Genomic DNA, 20,203 nt, shown 5'->3' with positions numbered 1-20,203 from the left:
TGTTTTTAATAGGTAGTGATGATTTCCCATTTGGCGGAAATTGGCCAAAAAACTGACTTTTAATCAGTAGGTCGCTGGTTCGAATCCAGCTGGGCTCACCACCAATCCTTCCCTTATGCCGCCCGCCGCAATCCGCTGCCTATGGATGTGGCGCTATTCCCCGCCTTGCCATTGCCCACACGCGCGACGAATTCGCGGGCGCTGGCGTCCAGCTGGTTCGATGTGGCGGCAAGGTCGCGGGCTTCTTGCAGCACTTGCGATGCGGCATAGCCGGCCTGCTCGCTTTTGTCGGTCAAAGCCGAAATGTCGCCCGCCATGTCGCGGGTGCGGGCGGCGGCTTGCTCCACATTGCTGGCAATCTCGCTGGTGGCCTCGCGCTGGGCGGCGACGGCGGCGGCGATCATGGTCGATGATGTGTCGATCTGGGTGACGATATCGCCCAATTCGCGCATGGCGCGGTCGGCTTCGACCGTGGCGGCCTGCACTTCATGGATCTGTTTGGCGATGGCTTCGGTGGCATTGCTGGTCTGTTCGGCCAAAGATTTGACCTCGCGCGCCACCACGGCAAAGCCCTTGCCCGCCTCGCCCGCACGCGCCGCCTCGATCGTGGCATTGAGCGAGAGCATATTGGTCTGGCTGGCGATGGAGGAGATCATTTCGACCACATGGCCGATCTGGGTGGTGGCCAGTGTCAGGCTTTCCACCATGCGATTGGCTTGGGAAGCGCGTTCCACGGCCACGCTAGCGGTGTTGCGGGCGGTGCTGGCCTGATCGCCGATCTGGCCGATCGAGGCGGAGAGTTCCTCGCAAGAGGCCGCCACATTATGCACATTGCGCAAGGCGGCGTCGGCGGCCGAGGATGCCCCGCCCGACAGGCGGCTGACCTCGCGGGCAATATCGGCCAGATCGCCCGATGTGGTCTGCATCGCGCTGGCCGAGGTGCTGACCTGACCCACCACGCCGGAGATGTCCTGTTCGAACTCCTGCGCCAGCTTGCGCAGACCTTCGCTATTGGCCTGCTCCAGCCTTAGCCTTTCGGCGTCCTGCTGCTCGCGCATGGCCTCTGCCGCATGGGCGGCCTGCTCCACTTGCGAGAGCATTTCGTGGCTTTGCGTGAACATGGCATGCAGGCGGATCGCCAGATAGCCGGTGCCCGCCAGCTCGGTCAGCAGGATGATGGCGTGATAGATAAAGCGCAGCCAGTCGGTGCCATTGGGGTAAAGATACATCGGCAGCACGAGGTTGAAGGCCAGATGCTGGAACGCGGTGTGCAAACAGGCCACCAGCAAGGTGATCCAGCAGAAATAGGTGAGCAGGAGCGCTGCCACCACGAAATAGAGCATATGCGCGTCCAGCTGATAGGGCGTATAGCTGGTGGCATAGATCAGCGTGTCATAGAGGTTCATCAGGCACACCGCGATGGTCAGCCGTCCAAACAGGCCCACCGGATCGCGCCATGCCGCCAGACTGGCGATGGCCGCGCTGACCACGGAAACGCCCAAAGTGATCCCCTTGTCCATCCCGCTGAAACTGGCCGTGGCAAAATTGACCGCGACCAAGACCCAGGCAAAGCTGGTGAAGGCTTTGGTGGCAACAAGGCGCGTGGCGACCAGCGCGGGCACATCGGTATGGGTAGAGGGTAGCGAGAAAGCCATGGGGGATTACCTTTGCGCAACCTTGGGCGTGATGCTGTCATCGCAACCGCCGACCAGAATAGGATTGACCAGCGCCACCGCGCCCGCCGCATGCAATTTTCCGGAAAAATCCTGTTGCCCCGATGGCGGGGCCACCACGGCAATCCAGTCACGATTGCCGAAACGGATCAGCCGCCCTTCGGCGGCGGACACCGCGCCCAGACTTTGCCCTGCGGTAAACCATGGCGGAAAGATCGCTGCCACCCGCCCTTGCCGATCAGGCGTGCAGGCAAGGATCGCCACCATCAGCCCCGAACAGGCGATGTGAAAGGCGATGAAGCCGGCAGCCTTGCGCCAACGCGAGGGTGATGCGTTGGCCAGCGTGTAAAGGGCAACTTGGGTTGGGGGCATGTCCCTGTCGCTAGACGTTTATCCAGCCTTCACCATGGCCGAAAAGCCCGAAAAACGGGGCTTATGCGCGGATAGGTAGTGCTGCGGGCAGGGCGGGTGGCCTGTGGATAAGTTTCGTCAACGCTTGGGATGGCGCAGGGGAAGGGTGCCCTTGGCTTTCATCGACTTAGCCCGAGGCGGGCGTTGCAGGCATCCACAAGGGAGCGGCGGCGGCGACCATACGCCCCGCAACAGTTTCCCTGCCACTTGCGCCGATTCGCAGGCGATCAGCCCAAAGGGGCGGCATCGGACTGGCGGCGGACCAGCGCGTAATCGAGCTGTTCATGCTCCACCACCGCGCCTTTGCGTTGGCGCAGCGCGCGCACCAGCATGTCCACGGCGGCGCGGGCCATATCGGCAATCGGTTGGCGGATGGTGGTCAATTCCGGCCAGATGGTGGTGGCCAGCGGCGTATCGTCAAAACCGCAGACGGTCAGATCGCGCGGCACATCCAGACGGCGCGCATGGGCCATGGCCACGGCGGCGGCGGCCATATCGTCATTGCTGGCAAAGATGGCGCTGGGCGGGGCGGGGGCGTCCAGCAGGCGCTTGGCCGCCTCCAGCCCCGAACGATAGGTGAAATAGCCTTGCGCCACCAGGGATGCTTCCTGCGCCAGCCCTGCTGCCTCCAGCGCGGCGCAATAGCCGCGGTAGCGCTCCTCGCTGGCGCTGATCGCGGGGTTGCCCTTGATGAAACCGATGCGGCGGTGGCCCAGATCGATCAAATGGCGCGTCATGGTTTCGGCAGCGTGGAAATCGTCAATCGCCACGCAACTGACATCGGGCTGGTTGACCCCCAGCGCCACGGCCACCACGGCAATGCCCTCGGCCTGTAACGCGGCCAGCATGGGCGCGGAATCGCACAAAGGCGGGGGCAGGATGATGCCATTGACCCGCCCGCGTTTGAGCTGAGTGATGGCGCTGTCCACGCTCATGCCTTCGTCGAATTTCACCACGGTCAATTGCACGTTCAAGGCGCTGGCACGGTCCAGACTGCCCATCAACACTTCGGACAGATAGGCGCCCGAGGGGTTGGAATAGAGCAGGGCGATGCGGGTTTCCTCGCCACCGGCCAATTGGCGCGCGGCGGCGCTGGGGGCGTAATCGAGCGCGGCAATCGAGGCCTGCACCTTTTCGCGCGTGGCGGGGCGGACGGCGGCCTCGTCATTGATCACGCGCGACACGGTCATCGGGGATACGCCCGCGTGGCGGGCTACATCATTGATGGTGGGGGCGTTGCGCTGGCTGCGGGACTTGGGAGGCTGCATGGGCATGGTGTAGCGCGGGAAAGGGCGAAGTGCAAAATGGCGTGGGCCTTGCCCCGCCTCGCGCCTTTTGCCTATAGCTGGTGGCCATGAGCATTCTTCCCCGCGCCCTGTCGCCTCTCGCCGCCCTTGTGGCTGTTCCCTTGGCTTTGGTTGCCGGTCCTGTTTCGGCGGCGCCTGTTGCGCGCAAACCTGCGCCCGCCAAGCTGGCGGTTGCCCCCATGAAAGCGGCCGCCGACATTATCCCCCTGCCCTTGAAGCCCACCGTGCCCGCCAGCCAGCGCGTGTGCAGCGCCAAGGCGCCTTCCGGTCTGGGCAGCACCATGTTGCGCGCCGCCAGTGGCGCCAAGCCTGCGGCGGAGGATTTCGTGCTGGTCAATTACATCGGCTATATCGCCGCGACCGGCGCGGTGTTCGATCAGGGCATGCAGGCGGCCTTTCCGGTCAATGGCGTGATCCCCGGCTTTAGCGAAGGGCTGCAAATGCTGTCCAAGGGCGGCATTGCCCGCCTGTGCATCCCCTTTGCGCTGGGCTATGGCGCGCAGGGCAGCGGGCCGATCCCGCCCTCGGCCGATCTGGTGTTTCAGGTAGAATTGCTGGATTACAAAACCGCCGCCGAAGTGGCCGCCATGCGCAAGGCGCAGGAAGCGGCTGAAAAGGCTGCCGCCGCTCCTGCCCCTGCGCCGCAGAATTAAGCGCGATGGATCTGGACGATCAACTCCGCCGCTTTTTCGGCACCGAGGATCTGGGCGCGATCAGCCCCGATGCCATGGTCAGCGGCATCGAGCGGATGCAGGTGGAACTGGGGCTGGAGGAAGATCGCGGGCGCCGCTTTGCGCTATGGTCCTTGCTCTATCTGTTGCAATCCGCGCCCGATCTGGACGTGGCCTTTGACGATGAGGAAGACCGCAATGCGGCGCGCGACTTTATGGACCTGATGGATCAGGCCCAAGGGTAACGCGGTAACAGGTGGCGTAGGATCAATGCGCCACCTTTTCCTCGGTGCGGTTCTCCAGCACCACCTGATCCAGCGCGATGCCGCTGCTGCGGGGGGTGATGGTGATGCGATGGGTTCCGGCGGCGATAGGCATGGCCACCGGCAGTTTGAGCAGATTGTCCAGCACGCCGGTTACCCAGCCCGCACTGCCCACCACACGCGGGGCGGAGACCGTGACCGGCGCGCCGCCATCGATGCTGACCTCTACCTTTAATTCCCGCTCCTCGCCATCGGGGAACATGGGCAGCAGGCCGATGGTCACGCCCTGTTGCGGTTTGGTTAGCGTGAAACTGGCGGTCCATGGCGCGGCCTTGGCACCGGCCATCACCACCGCGCCGCCACGGCCCAAGCCATCAATCTTGCGCCAGCCTTGGGGCAGGGGGGCGTTTTCGGCCTCCAGAATGGGCATTTGCGGTTCGGGCGTGGCATCCACGCGGGCGAAGAAGCGGTCGGGCGCGCTGCGCAGGGCAGGGGCGGGGGTAACAATCGGGCGCGGGCGATAGATGCGCCATTGGGTGTCGGCGGCTTCGGCGGGCATGATATTGCGCCATTTGCCGCCCGCGATGGCGTTGTTGTAGCGGTCGGTGATCGCGGCGATTTCACCTTCGGCCCATGCAATCGCGCCACCGGCGGAATAAGCCTCGGCGGGCACCACTTCGATCATTTCGTCATAATATTCGGCGGCGAAAAAGCGGATATTGGCTGCGGCTGCCGCGCGGATGGGGAATTCCACCAGTTCAAACCATGCGTCCTGCCGGTCGGCGGGCACTTGCGCGGCCAAGGCCTGCGCCTGTGCGGCCAAAGCGCGCCAGCGGCGTAGGCGGTAATGGGCCTGCTCGACGGTAAAGCCGGAGAGGTGGCGGTCTTCCGCCTTGGCGGGCCATTCGAGATGTTCGGGGCGGCGTTCAAAATTGAGGCGGAAATAGTCATCCATCAGGCCGGTCGCCTTGGCGCCCAGTTCGCCGCCGAAAGCCTCGCCCAGCCATTGGCGCAGATAGTCCTGCTGGCTGGCCGTGCGCGCCTTTTCCGCGTCCCATGCCATGTCTAGGAAATGGCTGGTGCCGATCTCGGCAGGCTTGATATCGCCCACATTGACGATCCAGATGTTGCGCGAGCCCTGGTCATAGGCGCGCAGCATCTCCTCCTGCACCAAGGCAGGCGGGGTGGTGGAGAGCCAGAGATAGGCCAAAGGATAGCCCAGATAGGACAGGTGATAATAGACGCCCGCCCCGCCGCTGCGCCGGCTTTCCGCCTTGCTGGGGAATTGGCGGATATAGCCGAAATTATCGTCGGGCCAGACGATGGAGACATTATCGGGCACCTTCAGCCCCGCGCGATAAATGTCCAGCACCTCCTTATAGGGCACGAATATCTGCCCCGCCTTGGCCGCGCCACCGGCCACATGGGCATCGAGCAGATCGCGCTGATCCTTGATGATCTTGTCCAGCAGGGCGACTTTTTCGGCCATGGAATTGGTGCCCACCATGCCGGTGTCATGCAGGCCGCGCATGCCGATGGTCCAGATATTCTCATAGGCGGCATTCTTGCGCACCCGCTCGTCCCAATAGAGGCGGATCTTGTCGGGATTGCTGGCGTAATTGAAGGCTTCGGGCGCGTCTTTCCATTCGCCCACATTGTTGCGCAGCATCACTTCGGAATGGGATGACCCCATGATGATGCCATAATCATCGGCCAGTTTGGCATTGGCCGGATCGGAATTGAAGGCCGCCGTGGTCTTGTGCATGGCGGGCCACAAAGTGTTGGCTTTCAGGCGCAGCAGCAGTTCGAAAATGCGCTGATAGGTCTTGGGGCCAATATCCTTGCGGGTTGGGTCAAAGGTTTGTGCGGCCCATGGGAACAGGCCCCAATCCTCGTCATTCACGAAAATGCCGCGATAGCGCACCGATGGCGGGCCGAAATGGTGCAGACCCTTGGGCGCATAAATCGCGTCCTGATGGCGCGGGGCCAGATCGGCCCACCAGCTCCACGGGCTGACCCCCATGGCGCGCGAGACTTCATAAGCGCCATAGGCGGTGCCGCGCCGGTCGCTGCCCACCACCACCAAGGCGCGGTCCACGCCGGCCAGTGGTTTCTCGATGGTCAGGATCAGGAAGCTTTCCCATTGGCCGGTCAGGCGGGCGGGGTTGATTTTGTCCGCGCGCACCATGGCGTCAATCAAAGGACTTTGGCCCAAAGTGCCGATGATGATGGCGGCGGGCATCTTGCCTTCGGGCGCGGCAATCAGGCGGGAGGCATGGCCCGAAACCTGTTCCAGATCGCGGGCCAGATCCTGCGCTGCGTGGCGCACGCTGGTTGCATCCTGCGGAGCGACGAGGATGGGGGCGGCCTGATCCTTGGCCACCAGCGCGATTGCGCCTTTCACCGGCGCGAAACGCAGCAGGGCGTCCTCGGCGGCGGCTTGGCCAGCGCTTAGGGCCAGAATGGGGGCAAGGGTGGTGGTTAGCGCGTGGCGCAGTGTCAGGCGTGTCATACTCATCTCTCTCCCGCTTCTGGCGGTTATCCTTGTGGTTCAGGCACGCAGGATCAGCCCGCGCTTGTCCATCCACCAGCCCATGGCCCAGCACACCAGCGTATAGGCCAGCGCGCAAAGCAGCGAGCCAAAGGCTCCGGGGGCGATGGTCTGGAACAGATGGATGCCCAGCCAGTCATAAATGCCGCTCTGGTCACCCATGGGCACCATGTTGAGCACGATCACCAGCAATTCGGAGAACAGATAGATCGCCAGCGGGTTGCGGCCCAGAATGGTGAAAAAGCGGCTGGCCTTGTTCATCTGGCGCAGCTCGATCATCCACACCACCCATGCCAGCAGCATCAGGTCCAGCCCGCAGGTGAGCAATACAAAGCTGCCGGTCCACAGCTTTTTCGCGATGGGGAAATAGGGTTCCCAGCCATGGGCGGCCAGAATACAGGCCAGACCCGCCACCAGCATCAGGCGCAGATTGTCGCGTAAATCACCGGCCCGCTGCACCAGCAATCCGGCCAGATAGCCCGCCAGCACATTGACCACGGCGGGCAGCGTGCCAAGGAAGCCTTCGGGGTCAAAGCCGCCGTCTTTCTTGTACAAATGCCCCGGCGACAGCAGCCAGAGATCAAACCGCGTGCCCGCATTGCCGATCTTGCCATAAATATCGCCTGCCTGCCCGAAATGCAGCAGGATCGCCCAATAGGCCAGCAACAGCCCCCCACAGGCCCCCAGCAGCACCCGCCAGTTGAGCCAGCGCACCATCACCCCCGCCAGCACATAGCACAAGGCCAGCCTTTGCAGCACACCGGGCACGCGGGTCAGCGCGAAGGGGATCAGCTCCCAGCCAGCCTCGCCATGGCGGACAAAGGGGAACCAATACATCAGGAAGCCCAGCGCAAAGATGGTCGCCCCGCGCCGCAACAGCCGCGCCAGATAGGGGCCAGCGGGCAAGGGCTTGCGCAGGGCAAAGCTCATGGCATTGCCCATGGCGAACAGAAAGGTGGGGAACACCAGATCGGCCAGCGTAAAGCCTATCCATCTGGCATGGACCAATTGTTCATAGGCAGGCGCGCCCGGCCCTGCGGTGTTGACCACAATCATCAGAAAGATCGTCGCCCCGCGAAACACATCCAGCGAGGTGAAGCGTTGGGGTTTGGGCTCGCTCATAGCGGGGTCGCTTTCAACAGGGTTTGCGTAGCGCGCAAAGGGTTGGCGGGGGGAGCATGGCGATAGGCCTTGCCATTGGCCACCCAATGCTCTTCCCATGCGCGGATGCGGGCGATCGAGGCGGCCTCGTCCAGCTTGCGCCCTGCAAGTGTGGCCGCGCGCTGGTCGGCCAACAGCATCTGCCAGCGGGGCAGGTAATAATCGGCATAAAGGCCCGACCATGCGCGCGAGGCATAATCGGACAAATGCCCCGTGCCGCCCCAGATGGTAACAATCGCCTTGGCCTGCGTGGCGTAATCGGCCTTTTCCTTCGGGCTGTCGCCATAGGCGCGGGCGTCATCGACCCAACTGGCCAGCGTTTCCTGCTGGCCCGCAGCCAGAGCATCGATGCGGCGGGCAAGGCTTTCCACCTGCGCCCGCTCTGCATCGCCCTTGGCCAGATCGCCCGCCTGATAGGCGGCCAGCGCGGCTTTCAAATGCTCGTCCAGCATCATGCTGGCATAATGGCGGGCCAGATCGACCAGATCGCGGGTGAACAGCTGGTTGGGCTTGGCAGGGGCGGCGGCCAGCATCGCCTCGATCCCTTTGCGCAGCGCGGCATGGTCGCCGGGGGCGGCGGGATATTGCGCGCCGGTGATGGTCGGGCGTTTGAAGAAGAGATAGGCGCCCGCCATCGGTCCCCACCAGCGCGGGGTCCAGTAACGGGTTTGATAGGCGCCCGTAATGGCGCTTTGCCATGCGGCCACCAGCGCGGGCGAGGTGGCGCCATAGCGGGCGGCGGTGTAGCTCTTGAGCCAGTCGGTCAGGCTTTGTTGCGGCCCCCATGCCAGATCATAGGCATAGGCATAGACGATGCTGTTGGAATGCAAGCCTTCGGGGAACAGGCCAAAGCCTGCCATCTGCCCCTTGGCCGGATGGTTCAGTGCCGTCGAAATATCGGATTTGTAAAAGCCCAGATCGCCATAGGCGGGGTTGCTGCCGCCATAATTATGCACATAGCCATAGACCCATTGCTTGCCATAAAAGGCCTGCGTCTGCTGCCAGATGCCCGGATAGCGGTCATTGCCAATGTCGAGGATCAGCATCTTGTCATCCGGCACATCGCGCAGGAAGGCGCGCACGGCGTCGGGCGTCCAGAACGCCTTGTCCGCGCCGAACAGCCAGCCCTGCATCACCCAAGTAGCTTTGGGCGCGGCGGCGGTGATCGACTGGAACAGGCGCGCGCCATAGGCGGCCAGACGCGCATCGCGCACCGCAGGCGGCAGGGCGGCAACCTTTTCAGCCTGCGTGTTTGCGGCGGCGGTGTTGGCTATCGCATCGCCATATTGGGCATTGGCCGCGTCCGATCCATCCTCGGCAATGGGGGGCACCATTTCGTTGAAGGCATCGGCCAGATAATAGTCACCCGCGCCATAGGTGGCGGTGTAGATCTGGATGAAACGCTTGGCCAATTGGCCGAACAGGGGATCGGAAGGATCGAGCCAATAGGTGGGGGGGAAGCCTTCCCAGCTGCGCATCTTGTAGATTTTCGCCTTGGGATGGGCCTTGGCAAAAGCTTCGGGCACATAGCCGGCAAAGGCGGGCAGGATGGGCTTCATCCCCAGCGCGCGCATCCGGCCAAGGATCTTGATCTGCAACTGGTGCTTCTTTTCAATCCAGCCTGCCGAGAGCGGGGCGCGATAGCCCGCCAGATTGCCCATGCGCTGCCACGGCAGGAAAGGCGCGGCGGACAGGCTTTGGCCGATGGCGGCCTCGTCCATGCCCTGTTCGCGCCACAGGGCGCGCCAGACATATTCCTGCCCCTCCATCGCCAGCGGCGTATCGACCCCGCGTGCGGCCATCCAGTCGATCTCCTGCGTCCAGCGGGCCCAGTCCCACCACGGGGTGGTATAGCCATAGGTGCAGGTGTTGAGATAGGCGCGCAGCGAGAAGGGCGAGGCGACTTGCCCGCTGTCGAAATTGTCGGCAGCCGAGAGGGGCGCAGCGCGGCGGCCTTCCCAGCTGATATGCAGCTTTCCTTTGGCCTGCAAAGCCTGCGCCACGCCATGCACCAGCGCCACGGGCGAGGTGCCGCTGGCCGAAAGGGCGCCATGGCGGATCTGCACGCGATAGGAGGGCTTGTCGCCCGCCCGCACCGCCAGTTCCACCTTGGGCGCCTTTACCCCCAGACGCGCCAGCGATGCGCGGGCAGCGGCCTCCTGCGGCGTGTCGGCGGCCTGCGCCGCGCCAGCGATCAGCAAGGGCAAAACCGCCATGCTGGCACGGAACATCGAGGGAGCGGGCAAGCGGATCATGGCGTCTTATGCTTCCATATCGGCGGGCAGGGCAAAGGAAAGATGCACAAAAAATCCGGCAAGGGAGGGTGATGCTCTGGCCAAAGACCTGTGCATCACCGCCCCTTGCCGGACAGTCAGGGTAGGGGATTAGAACTTATAGGAAGCCGAGGCATAGTAGCTGCGGCCGTAATAGCTGCTTTCCTGCCATACCGAGGTGCCGGTGTAGGTGGCCTTTTCGCGGCTGTTGTTCAGGTTGATGATGCCAGCGGTAAAGCTGAGATGGGCGTTGGGGGTGAAGCCAGCGCTCAGGTCAACCTGCGTGCGGGCCTTTACCGTGTGGCCTTCGCGGGCAAAGAAGCTGTCCGCGCTGTTCTGGTCATAGGCGCTGCGATAGTTGACCGAGGCGCGGAACGAGAACAGGCTGTTTTCCCAATAAGGCGTCACGTTCCACGTCACCTTCGACAGGTTGCGGATGGTGTAGCCCGTGCCCACGGCCAGCTTCTGCGGGATCACGCGGGTATAGTTGGCGATCAGGCCAAAGCCCTTGACCGGCAGCATCTTGTCGAACGAGTGGTTGAGGCTGATTTCATAGCCCTTCACCTTGATCGTGCTGGGGTCGTTGCTGGTCTTGGTGATGTCATAATAGGCACCATCGGAACCGACACATTCGTTGATCGAGGAATTGTAGCTCAGCGCCACGCCGTTGAACGAGGAGGGGCAGACCAGCGAGCTATAGGTGCCGTTCTTGATCCACTTGTAGAAGCCGTTGATGGCAATGGCGCTGGAGCGTTCATAATACCATTCGGCGCCCAGATCGATTTGGTTGGCGGTCAAAGCCTTCAGGCCGCCCTGACCCAGATCGACGGTATAGGTGCGCACACCGCCGCTGACCGAGGAGGAGGAAGTCTGCGCCATCGAGGTGTTGCTATCCATGATCGGACGCACCAGCACCTTGGCCGCGGCCAGACGCACCTGCACCGCCTTGGCCGGTTCCAGCACCAGGTTCATGCTGGGCAGCCAGTTGCCATATTTCTGGCCTTGCGCATAATCGCCGATCTTGTTCTGCACTTCGGTGTAGCTGTCGGTGCGAGCGGCGGTCACATTGCCGCGCACGGTCTGCGAGCTATGTTCGTAACGCAGGCCCACATTGCCGCGCAGGGGCATGCCGCTGACTTCGGTATCGATCGTGGCCATGCCATAGGCCGAGGCCATATAGCGGTCGACGTGATAGGAGGCTTCGGGCGCGAAGATTTCGGGCACCACGATACCGGCTGCGGCCAATGCCTTGTCATAGGCGGCCAGATCGGCGCCAACCCAGGCGGTCTGGATACCCGACATGCCGTTCATGAAGCCGGTCACCGCATAGCTGGTGGTGGCCATGGCGGGGAAGATGCTGCTGGAAGCGGCAGGCTGGGCCGAACCCAGCGCGATCAGGTCATGACGCGACACATGGCGGTTGAAGGTTTCATGGCGATATTTCGCACCGGCCGACAATTTGGTGAAGGGACCAAAGTCGATATCCTTGTACACATCACCCTGCAGCGACTTTTCATCGGTGCGCATGTTGCGGGTGGCGCCATTGGGATATTCGTTACGCGTCAACGTGCTGGGCGCGTACAGAGCCGTGGAGTTGAGGTTCTGTGCCACGTTGAAAGTGATGGCATCGGGGTTGCTCATGTCCAGCGTGGCGCTGGAAATGGTCACGCCCAGAATGGCCGCCGCTTCACGCTGATAGGCGGTGCCCTTCGAGTAATTGGCAATGGCGCGCGCGCTCCAGCCATTCTCGCCGCGCCATTTGGCCGACAAAGTGTAAAGCTGGGTGGCCAGATTGCGGTCTTCGTGCTGGCGGTTGTTTTCCATGGTGAAATTGGTGGCGGTCACATTGGTGGCCGCACCATTGGCCGAGGAATTGACCGTGATGCGCGCGGTGTTGAACAGGAACACCTGCTGGTTCACGTCATAGGTGGTCTTGTCCTTGGCATAGATCGCGTTCAGACCGATTTCGAGGCTGTCGGTGGGCTTCCACTGGATGCCGCCGCTGGCCATCAGGCGTTCGGTTTCGCGGTCGATCCGGCGATAGCGCGGACGGCGCGGGGTCAGGGTGGAAACGCCATTGATGCTCTGCGTGGTCCAGCGGTCCATCCAGACATAGTCGGCGCGGTCCTGCAGCTTTTGATAGCCAAGGTTCAGGTAAACGCCCAGCTTGCCATCAGCCAGCTGGTCGACATAGCTCAGGCCCAGCTTTGGCGTGACCTTGCCACCGGCATAGTTGGAATTCTGCGCCTTGGCCGACAGAACGATCTGGCGGTGGTGGTAATCGAGCGGCTTGGTGGTTTCGATGTTCACAGTGCCCGACAGGCCGCCGGCATCCATGTCCGCCGTGGGCGACTTGATGACCTGAATGGCGCTGGCCAGTTCGGTCTGGATGATGTCAAAGCGGAAACCGTCGGTGAAGTCGGCGCTCTTGATCGTCTGGCCGTTGATGGTGGTCATCGCATATTGCGGACCAAGGCCACGGATGCTGATCGTCGAACCGCGACCGTTGATGTTGGACATCTGCACGCCGGGGATGCGCTGGATCGATTCGGTGATGTTTTCGGACGGGAACTTGCCGATGTCTTCGGAGGAAATGCCGTCGGAAATGCGCGGGTCCTTGCGCTTGGCATCCAGCGCGGACTTGAGGCTGGAGCGGAAGCCGGTGACGACAATATCGCCAGCGGTGTCATTGCTGGCCGCCGGAGCCTGCGTCTGGGCATGGGCGGTGCCCATCAACGCGCTGGCGGCGCAGGTGGTCAGCATGGCCAGTTTGGCGCCGCGCGAAATCGGAAACGCAAATGTGTTGCGCAAGGTCGACATAAAACCCCCCTCAAGAGTGGTGTTGATCCCTGAACCGAAAGGTCCAAAACGCGAGGTGTCGTCGGCTGGTACCATATCGCCCCTCGTTCGGTTGGCAGAAATCCGTTGGAAGGAGAAATCTGTCAAGTCATTTTAATGACACATCCGTCTATTTTGGTATTGCCAATTTGACGGGTTTGGTTGCGGTGGCGGGCGGGGTTGGCGCTGCCGCATCTTCTGAATCCTGCTGAATGGCATGATTTTGCGGGAGTTTCTTCGATTTTCCGACTCGCCATTGGTCTGCCTGAACCCATGGTGGCGGCCGCAAAGGCATACGCCAAATTGCGAAGGATGACAAAAGCTGTTGCAAAGTGGTCTGGCATAAAATAATACCAATTAAATATCACTTGCCGGTCATCCGGCATCATCACGCCATGGGGCCATGCCCTGTGGCGCAAAGGCAGGATCTTTTTGTGACATCTCCGACGCTTGATCATGGGCAGAGGCTGAAATCCACCCTTATGTACGCCGAGGCCGCCGAGGCAGGCGCCGCCGTGGGCCGCTTCATGGCGCATAACCGCGCCGAACTGGACCGGCTGGCCGATCATCTGGCGCAGCGCCCGCCCGCTTTGGTGATCACCTGTGCGCGTGGCTCGTCCGACCATGCGGCCACCTATGCCAAATATATGATCGAGACCAAGCTGGGCCTGCCTACGGCTTCGGCTGCTTTCTCCACCGTGTCGGTCTATGATTCGCCGGTGGCGCATCGGGATGGGGCGGGCGTACTGTGCCTTGCCATTTCGCAATCGGGCCGCAGCCCCGATATGCTGGCCACGGTAGAACGCCAACAGGCCAGCGGCGCGACCGTGGTGGCGCTGGTCAATGATGAAAGCTCGCCCCTGGCGCAGATGGCCGATTTCACCCTACCTTTGCATGCGGGTGAGGAACGTTCGGTGGCGGCGACCAAATCCTATATTACCTCGCTGGCAGGCATTGCCGCGCTGGTGGCGGCCTGGAGTGGCGATGCGGGCCTTACCCGCGATCTGGAAGCACTGCCCGTACAGCTCGACGCCGCCTTTACGCAGGACTGGACGCCCTTGATCGGCGGGCTGGTGGATGTGGCCAATCTGTTCATCATCGGCCGTGGCTATGGTCTGGCCATTGCGCAGGAGGCTGCGCTGAAGCTGAAGGAAACCTCCGCCCTGCATGGCGAGGCTTTCAGCGCCGCCGAAGTGCGCCATGGCCCGATGGCGGTGGTGCGCGAGAATTTCCCCGTGCTGGCCTTTGCGGGCGGCGATGCCACCGGCGATGATGTGCGCGCCATTGCGGGCGAATTTGCCATGCGCGGCGCCAAGGTCTGGCTGGCCGATGCGCAAGGCACCGCGCCCGAAGGCGTAACCCTGTTGCCCGCATTGCCTGTGCGTGATGAATTGTCGCCGTTGTTGATGATTGCCAGCTTCTATCGCATGGCTAACACTTTGGCGCAGGCGCGCGGGCATGATCCCGACCAACCTCCCTATCTTGCCAAGGTGACCCGTACGCGATGATGGCGCTCGATATTCAAAATGGCCTCGCCCTGATCGGGGGAGAGCTGCGCGCCTCGGCAAGGTTGGTGATCGAGGATGGCAAGCTGGTGGCGGTGGAAGATGTTACCGCGCAGCCTGCCGACCAAGTGATCGACCTGAAGGGTGGCTGGCTGTTGCCCGGTTTTGTCGATACGCAGGTCAATGGCGGCGGCGGGGTGCTGTTTAACGACCAGCCCAGCGCGGCGGGCGTGGCGGCGATTGCCGCAGCCCATGCGCAATTTGGCACCACCGCACTGATGCCCACGTTGATCAGCGATTCGGTGGAGGCTGTGGCGGCGGCGCTGGACGCGGTGGATGATGCCATCGCGCAGGGCGTGGCGGGTGTGGTGGGCGTACATATTGAAGGCCCCTTCATCAACCCCGCGCGCAAAGGCATCCATAGCGAGGAGCGCCTGCGCCTGCTGGATGATGCCACCATCGCCCTGTTGACCGCCAAAAGGCGCGGGGTGGTGATGCTGACGCTGGCGCCCGAACTGGCCAGCGCCGAGCAGATTGCCGCCTTGGCAGCGGCAGGCGTGGTGTTGAGCGCGGGCCATACCAATGCCAGCTATGAACAGGCTCTGCATGGTTTCGACCATGGCATTACCGGCGTGACCCATCTGTTCAACGCCATGACCCCTTTGCAGCATCGTGCCCCCGGCGTGGTGGGTGCGGCGCTGGACCGTGATGATGTGTTTTGCGGCTTGATTGTCGATGGTGTGCATGTCGCCCCTGCGGCGGTGCGTCTGGCCTGCCGCGTGAAGGGCGCTGACCGGCTGATGCTGGTGACCGATGCCATGCCCGGTGTGGGCAATGGCGGGCAGCCTTTCATGCTGGATGGCCGCCCGATCTATGTGCGCGATGGCAAATGCACCGATGCGGCGGGCACTCTGGCCGGATCGGGGCTGGATATGGCCAGCGCCTTGCGCAACACTTTGGCGATGACCGGCCTGCCGGTGGCGCAAGTGTCCGCCATGGCTTCGGCCACGCCTGCGGCCTATCTGGGCTTGGCGGAGCATATGGGGCGTCTGGCCGTGGGGCAGGCGGCGGATTTTGTGGTGCTGGACGCAGAGATGGCGGTGCAGCAGACATGGATTGGCGGCACTTGCCGTTACAGCGCGGCCAGCGAGTAAAAGAGGCAATATGGACCGGCATCTCGATCTGATCGCGCCGATGGATGGCTGGATCTGCCCCCTGGCCCAAGTGCCCGACGAGGCCTTTGCCAGCGGCTTGCTCGGCGCGGGGCTGGCGCTGGACCCGCTGGGCGATGTGGTTTGCGCGCCTGCTGCGGGCGAGGTGATCTCGGTCCATGCGGCGGGCCATGCGGTGACTTTGCGTCTGGCCGAAGGGCTGGAGTTGTTGCTGCATTTCGGGCTGGAAACGGTGCGTTTGGGCGGGGCTGGCTTTACCCCGCTGGTGCAGGCGGGGCAGCAGGTGGCCTCGGGCGATCCCTTGCTGCGCGTGGATGTGAATGCTGTGGCGGCGCGGGCCAAGAGCCTGATCATGCCGATGATCCTGATCGAGGCGCAGGGCTGGGATTGGCAGCCCGCGCTGGAGCAGGGTCTGGTGGCCAAGGGCGATGTGCTGGGCCGGTTGAGCGGCGGCATGGCGGCAGAGGTGTCGCTTGAAAGCGCAGGGCTGGTGTTCGCCCAAGAATTGCGCGTGCCGCTGGCGCATGGGCTGCATGCCCGCCCCAGCGCCAAACTGGCCGCCTGTGCGCGGGAGTTTGAGGCGCGGGTGACGGTGCAGATCCGTGGCCAAAGCGCGGCCATCACCAGCCCCAGCGCGATGTTGCGATTGGGTGTGGGCCATGGCGATACGATCGAGTTAACCGCGCAAGGCGCGCAGGCCGAGCAGGCTCTGGCTGCTCTGGTCGCGCTGATCGAAAGCGGTATGGGCGAATATCGCGCAGTGAGCGAGGCGGCGCCTGTCGTGACCGCGCCTGTTATGGCAGCTAAGGCTCCGCAGGCGGGCGATGTTTTGCGCGGGGTGATGGCGGCCACCGGCATAGCGATTGGCCGCGCGTGGCCGATGCAGCGCCCAGAGCCGAGTTTGGCGCAGGTCAGCGCCGGTGCGGTGGTGGAACAATCGCAGTTTGATGCAGCTCTCACCGCTCTGCGCGCTGATCTGGCGGCGCAGGCCAGCCAAGGCAGCGCGCAGCAGCAGGCGATTTTGGCCGCCCATCTGGCCTTGCTGGAGGATGAAGACCTGCTCGCCCGCGTGCGGGACGCTATGGCCGAAGGCGCCAGTGCGGCGATGGCGTGGCGCAAAGTCATGTGGGCCGAGGCAGAAGCCCTGCGCGCCTTGCCCGATCCGCGCTTTGCGGAAAGGGCGGGGGACCTGCTCGATCTGGAACTGCGCCTGCAATGGCAATTGTGTGGCGGTCAGCCGGAAGCGCCCGTCCCGCCAGAAGGCGCGATCCTGATTGCCGAGGATTTGATGCCATCCGAAGTGGCCGCGCTGGATCTGACCCGCGTGGTGGGTCTGGCCACGGCCAAGGGCGGGCCAACCTCGCATGTGGCGATTATCGCGGCCAGTCGCGGTCTGCCTGCCGTGGTGGCACTGGGCGAGGGTGTGTTGAGCATCGAGCAAGGCGCGGATCTGGTGCTGGACGCCGATGGCGCGGCGCTGGAAGTGGCACCGGATGGGCTGCGTATCGCGGCGGTGGAAGGTTTGATCGCCGCCCGCGCCAAGCGCCGCGCTGCTGCTCTGGCCATGGCGGGCGAGGAAGGGCGCACCAGTGACGGCACGCGGATCGAGGTCTTTGCCAATCTGGGCAAGCTGGGCGATGCCGCGCCTGCGGTGGCGAATGGCGCGGAAGGCTGTGGCTTGCTGCGCACCGAATTCCTGTTCCTCGACCGCCAGAGCGCGCCCGACGAGGATGAGCAGGCTGCGCAATATGGCGCCATTGCCGATGCACTGGAAGGCCGCCCGCTGATCATCCGCCTGCTCGACATAGGCGGGGACAAGCCTGCGCCCTATCTGCCCATCGCGCCGGAGGAAAACCCCGCCATGGGCCTGCGTGGCCTGCGGGTTGGTCTGGCGAGGCCCGATGTTCTGTCCACCCAATTGCGCGCCATTTTGCGCGCTTCGGTGGGGCGCAAGGTAAAGATCATGGCGCCGATGGTGGCGCGGGTGGAGGAATTGCGCGCGCTGCAGGCCGTGGCGCAGGCCGAGGCGGAAGCTTTGGGTGTGGCTTTGCCCGATCTGGGCGTGATGGTGGAAACGCCGGCGGCGGCGGTGATGGCCGATGCTCTGGCGGCGGAATGCGCGTTTCTTTCCATCGGCACCAATGATTTGACGCAATATACGCTGGCCATGGATCGCGGCAATCCGGCGGTGGCGGCAGGGCTGGACGGGCTGGACCCGGCGGTGCTGCGCCTGATTGCGCAGACCTGCCGTGGCGGGGCGGCGCAGGGCAAATGGGTGGGCGTTTGCGGCGGCTTGGCTTCCGATCCTTTGGCGGTGCCGATCCTGATCGGGCTGGGTGTGCGCGAACTTTCGGCGGCTCCGGCCATGGTGGCGGAGATCAAGGCCTTGGTGCGCAGTCTGAACCTTGCCGATTGCGAGGCTCTGGGGGCCCAAGTGTTGCAGGCGGCGAGTGCTGGCGATGTGCGCCGCCTGGCAGCGGCCTTTATCGGGGGGCAAGCATAATGAGTGATCTGGCCAAAACCATGGCGCAGGGGCTGCAAAGCCTTGGTCGCGCGCTGATGCTGCCGATTGCGGTGCTGCCGGTGGCGGCGCTGCTGCTGCGCCTTGGCCAGCCCGACCTGCTGGGCCTGCCTTTCGTCAGCGCGGCGGGCGAGGCGATGTTCTCCAATCTGGGCCTGTTGTTTGCCATTGGCGTGGCCACCGGTTTTGCCCGCGATGGCAATGGCGCGGCGCCTCTGGCGGGCGTGGTGTGTTTTCTGGTGGCCAGCGAAGGGGCCAAGGCGCTGCTGAAGGTGCCTGCCGATGTGGGCGTCGGCCTTGCCGATGCAGCCAAGGCGGCGATGCAGGCGGCGTGGAAACAGGGGCAGATCGGCCGTGTGGCTGTGCCTTTGGGCATTATTTCCGGCATTGTCGGCGGGCAGGGTTATAACCGCTTCTCCGGCTTCCGCCCGCCCGATTTCCTCGCCTTCTTTGGCGGCAAGCGCTTTGTGCCGATTGTGGCGGGGGCTTGCGGCGTGTTGCTGGCGGCTTTGGTGGGCTTTAGCCATGAGGCGATCAATGCCGGTGTCGATGCCGCCTCGCGCGCGGCTTTGGCCAGCGGCGGGTTTGGATTGTTTGTCTATGGTCTGCTCAACCGCCTGCTGCTGGTGACGGGGCTGCATCATATTCTGAACAATATCGCGTGGTTTGTGCTGGGCGATTACCATGGCGCAACAGGTGACCTGCGCCGCTTCTTTGCCGGTGATCCCCATGCTGGCGCCTTTATGAGCGGCTTTTTTCCGGTCATGATGTTTGGCCTGCCTGCGGCCTGCCTTGCCATGTATCGCAGCGCGCGGCCCGAAAAGCGGCGTGAGGCGGGCGGTATGTTGGCCAGTCTTGCTGCGACCAGCTTCCTGACCGGCGTGACCGAGCCGATCGAGTTCAGCTTCATGTTCCTCGCGCCCGCGCTTTATGCGCTGCATGCGGTGCTGACCGGTGTGAGCATGGCCTTGATGGCGGCGTTGGATGTGCATCTGGGCTTTGGTTTTTCGGCGGGCCTGTTCGACTTTGTGCTCAATTATGCCAAGGCGACGCGGCCTCTGCTGCTGGTGCCAGTGGGGCTGGCCTATTTTGCGGTCTATTATGCGGTGTTCCGCTTGGCCATTGTGAAGCTGGACCTGAAAACACCGGGCCGTGAAGCGGATGATGTGGCCCCTACTGTTGAAGGCGAGCAGGAGCGCGGCGCGGCTTTTGTGGCGGCGCTGGGCGGGGCGGGCAATCTGCTGGAAGTGGGCGCCTGCACCACGCGGCTGCGGCTGGTGGTGGGCGATCAGGCGGCGGTGAGTGAGGCGGCGCTGAAGGCTTTGGGTGCGCGCGGCTTGATCCGCCCCTCGGCGCAGGGCTTGCAGGTGATCCTTGGCCCGCAGGCCGATAGTGTGGCCAGCGAGATCAGCCGTGCCATGGCCAAGGGGCCGGTGGCGGTTGCCGCGCCCAAGCCTTTGGCGGCTGAGACGATCGGTTTGCAGGCGGTGGAGCGCCAAAAGCTGCCTGAATTTATACAACAGTCTATGCCGGTTACGGCCAAAGTATGGCTTGGCCATAGCCGTCTGGTGGTGGAATGTGACGCAGAGCCCGATCTGGCCGCGTTAAAGGCCCATGGCCTGCGCGGCGCATGGCAGAATGCAGGCCAGTGGCATTTGCTTTTCGCGCCCGAAACTTTGGCCGCTTGGCAATAGGCATCCGCACCTTCAATCGCGGACGCAGGAGGAGGGGCCAGACAGGGTTTTTAACAGCCCTGTCGGCCCCGACTTGCTTGTGCATTCTTTGCAAATAGCTATTTCCTGCCTTGGCGATTGACAGGAACCGCTTTGTCCTGTCAGCAAAACGCGCAGGTAGAGC

General features: G+C 63.4%; 14 protein-coding genes. 6 read left to right on the top strand and 8 right to left on the bottom strand.

Annotated elements, in window-relative coordinates; genetic code table 11:
* Nucleotides 1–113: 113 nt before the first annotated feature.
* The 3 genes from EOE18_RS03350 to EOE18_RS03340 form a co-directional block, all read right to left on the bottom strand.
* Entirely contained in the window at nucleotides 114–1,655 is a 1,542-nt protein-coding gene (locus tag EOE18_RS03350) for a methyl-accepting chemotaxis protein (protein ID WP_127706218.1), read from the bottom strand.
* Nucleotides 1,656–1,661: 6 nt separating this feature from the next.
* On the bottom strand, nucleotides 1,662–2,045 hold the full coding sequence (locus EOE18_RS03345) for a hypothetical protein (RefSeq protein WP_127706216.1): 384 nt from the start codon (nucleotides 2,043–2,045) through the stop codon (nucleotides 1,662–1,664).
* 266 nt (nucleotides 2,046–2,311) lie between these two features.
* Nucleotides 2,312–3,352, bottom strand: coding sequence for a LacI family DNA-binding transcriptional regulator (locus EOE18_RS03340; protein WP_127706214.1), 1,041 nt, complete (start codon nucleotides 3,350–3,352; stop codon nucleotides 2,312–2,314).
* Nucleotides 3,353–3,438: 86 nt separating this feature from the next.
* On the opposite strand from EOE18_RS03340, the gene EOE18_RS03335 reads away from it, so the two are divergent.
* Complete coding sequence (locus tag EOE18_RS03335; protein WP_127706212.1) at nucleotides 3,439–4,044, top strand: FKBP-type peptidyl-prolyl cis-trans isomerase; 606 nt, start codon at nucleotides 3,439–3,441, stop codon at nucleotides 4,042–4,044.
* 5 nt (nucleotides 4,045–4,049) lie between these two features.
* Nucleotides 4,050–4,307, top strand: coding sequence for a hypothetical protein (locus EOE18_RS03330; RefSeq protein ID WP_127706210.1), 258 nt, complete (start codon nucleotides 4,050–4,052; stop codon nucleotides 4,305–4,307).
* A 22-nt stretch (nucleotides 4,308–4,329) separates the two neighbouring features.
* On the opposite strand, the gene EOE18_RS03325 is transcribed toward EOE18_RS03330, so the two are convergent.
* From EOE18_RS03325 to EOE18_RS03305, 5 genes are all read right to left on the bottom strand, one after another.
* The gene (locus EOE18_RS03325) at nucleotides 4,330–6,837 is read right to left on the bottom strand and encodes a glycosyl hydrolase 115 family protein (protein WP_220445963.1); all 2,508 of its coding nucleotides are present in this window, start codon (nucleotides 6,835–6,837) and stop codon (nucleotides 4,330–4,332) included.
* 39 nt (nucleotides 6,838–6,876) lie between these two features.
* Nucleotides 6,877–7,998 (bottom strand): acyltransferase family protein, encoded by a 1,122-nt coding sequence (locus EOE18_RS03320; protein WP_127706206.1) that lies wholly within the window; start codon nucleotides 7,996–7,998, stop codon nucleotides 6,877–6,879.
* Nucleotides 7,995–10,292 carry an alpha-N-acetylglucosaminidase gene (locus EOE18_RS03315; protein WP_127706204.1) on the bottom strand — a complete coding sequence of 766 codons (2,298 nt, stop codon included), beginning with the start codon at nucleotides 10,290–10,292 and terminating at the stop codon, nucleotides 7,995–7,997. Before EOE18_RS03315 ends, EOE18_RS03320 begins: the two co-directional genes overlap by 4 nt.
* 129 nt (nucleotides 10,293–10,421) lie before the next feature.
* Nucleotides 10,422–13,130 carry a TonB-dependent receptor gene (locus EOE18_RS03310; protein ID WP_127706202.1) on the bottom strand — a complete coding sequence of 903 codons (2,709 nt, stop codon included), beginning with the start codon at nucleotides 13,128–13,130 and terminating at the stop codon, nucleotides 10,422–10,424.
* A gap of 122 nt (nucleotides 13,131–13,252) precedes the next feature.
* Nucleotides 13,253–13,537 (bottom strand): hypothetical protein, encoded by a 285-nt coding sequence (locus EOE18_RS03305; protein ID WP_220445962.1) that lies wholly within the window; start codon nucleotides 13,535–13,537, stop codon nucleotides 13,253–13,255.
* A 93-nt stretch (nucleotides 13,538–13,630) separates the two neighbouring features.
* Here EOE18_RS03305 and EOE18_RS03300 point away from each other — a divergent pair, with 93 nt between their 5' ends.
* Genes EOE18_RS03300 through nagE form a run of 4 tightly spaced genes read left to right on the top strand, consistent with a single transcriptional unit; the run spans nucleotide 13,631 to nucleotide 20,040 of the window.
* The gene (locus EOE18_RS03300) at nucleotides 13,631–14,656 is read left to right on the top strand and encodes an SIS domain-containing protein (RefSeq protein ID WP_246027256.1); all 1,026 of its coding nucleotides are present in this window, start codon (nucleotides 13,631–13,633) and stop codon (nucleotides 14,654–14,656) included.
* Nucleotides 14,653–15,807, top strand: a complete 1,155-nt coding sequence (nagA, locus tag EOE18_RS03295) for an N-acetylglucosamine-6-phosphate deacetylase (protein ID WP_127706196.1) — start codon at nucleotides 14,653–14,655, stop codon at nucleotides 15,805–15,807. The genes EOE18_RS03300 and nagA overlap by 4 nt, the downstream gene beginning before the upstream one ends.
* A 10-nt stretch (nucleotides 15,808–15,817) precedes the next feature.
* Entirely contained in the window at nucleotides 15,818–18,328 is a 2,511-nt protein-coding gene (gene ptsP / locus EOE18_RS03290; RefSeq protein ID WP_246027236.1) for a phosphoenolpyruvate--protein phosphotransferase, read from the top strand.
* Entirely contained in the window at nucleotides 18,328–20,040 is a 1,713-nt protein-coding gene (gene nagE, locus EOE18_RS03285) for an N-acetylglucosamine-specific PTS transporter subunit IIBC (protein ID WP_181952998.1), read from the top strand. Before ptsP ends, nagE begins: the two co-directional genes overlap by 1 nt.
* The last annotated feature ends 163 nt before the right edge of the window (nucleotides 20,041–20,203 follow it).

This window comes from Novosphingobium umbonatum (assembly GCF_004005905.1).
Classification (GTDB): Bacteria; Pseudomonadota; Alphaproteobacteria; order Sphingomonadales; family Sphingomonadaceae; genus Novosphingobium; species Novosphingobium umbonatum.
Note: the sequence above shows the minus strand (reverse complement) of the source record. Positions and strands in the feature narration are given on the sequence as shown.

What these genes read in the sequence shown, in the direction of transcription:
- EOE18_RS03345 (WP_127706216.1), bottom strand. Translation starts at nt 2,045, where the DNA reads ATGCCCCCAACCCAAGTTGCCCTTTACACGCTGGCCAACGCATCACCC.
- nagE (WP_181952998.1), top strand. Translation starts at nt 18,328, where the DNA reads ATGAGTGATCTGGCCAAAACCATGGCGCAGGGGCTGCAAAGCCTTGGT.
- EOE18_RS03315 (WP_127706204.1), bottom strand. Translation starts at nt 10,292, where the DNA reads ATGATCCGCTTGCCCGCTCCCTCGATGTTCCGTGCCAGCATGGCGGTT.
- EOE18_RS03330 (WP_127706210.1), top strand. Translation starts at nt 4,050, where the DNA reads ATGGATCTGGACGATCAACTCCGCCGCTTTTTCGGCACCGAGGATCTG.
- EOE18_RS03335 (WP_127706212.1), top strand. Translation starts at nt 3,439, where the DNA reads ATGAGCATTCTTCCCCGCGCCCTGTCGCCTCTCGCCGCCCTTGTGGCT.
- EOE18_RS03320 (WP_127706206.1), bottom strand. Translation starts at nt 7,998, where the DNA reads ATGAGCGAGCCCAAACCCCAACGCTTCACCTCGCTGGATGTGTTTCGC.
- ptsP (WP_246027236.1), top strand. Translation starts at nt 15,818, where the DNA reads ATGGACCGGCATCTCGATCTGATCGCGCCGATGGATGGCTGGATCTGC.
- EOE18_RS03310 (WP_127706202.1), bottom strand. Translation starts at nt 13,130, where the DNA reads ATGTCGACCTTGCGCAACACATTTGCGTTTCCGATTTCGCGCGGCGCC.
- EOE18_RS03305 (WP_220445962.1), bottom strand. Translation starts at nt 13,537, where the DNA reads ATGATGCCGGATGACCGGCAAGTGATATTTAATTGGTATTATTTTATG.
- EOE18_RS03350 (WP_127706218.1), bottom strand. Translation starts at nt 1,655, where the DNA reads ATGGCTTTCTCGCTACCCTCTACCCATACCGATGTGCCCGCGCTGGTC.
- EOE18_RS03340 (WP_127706214.1), bottom strand. Translation starts at nt 3,352, where the DNA reads ATGCAGCCTCCCAAGTCCCGCAGCCAGCGCAACGCCCCCACCATCAAT.
- EOE18_RS03300 (WP_246027256.1), top strand. Translation starts at nt 13,631, where the DNA reads ATGTACGCCGAGGCCGCCGAGGCAGGCGCCGCCGTGGGCCGCTTCATG.
- EOE18_RS03325 (WP_220445963.1), bottom strand. Translation starts at nt 6,837, where the DNA reads ATGACACGCCTGACACTGCGCCACGCGCTAACCACCACCCTTGCCCCC.
- nagA (WP_127706196.1), top strand. Translation starts at nt 14,653, where the DNA reads ATGATGGCGCTCGATATTCAAAATGGCCTCGCCCTGATCGGGGGAGAG.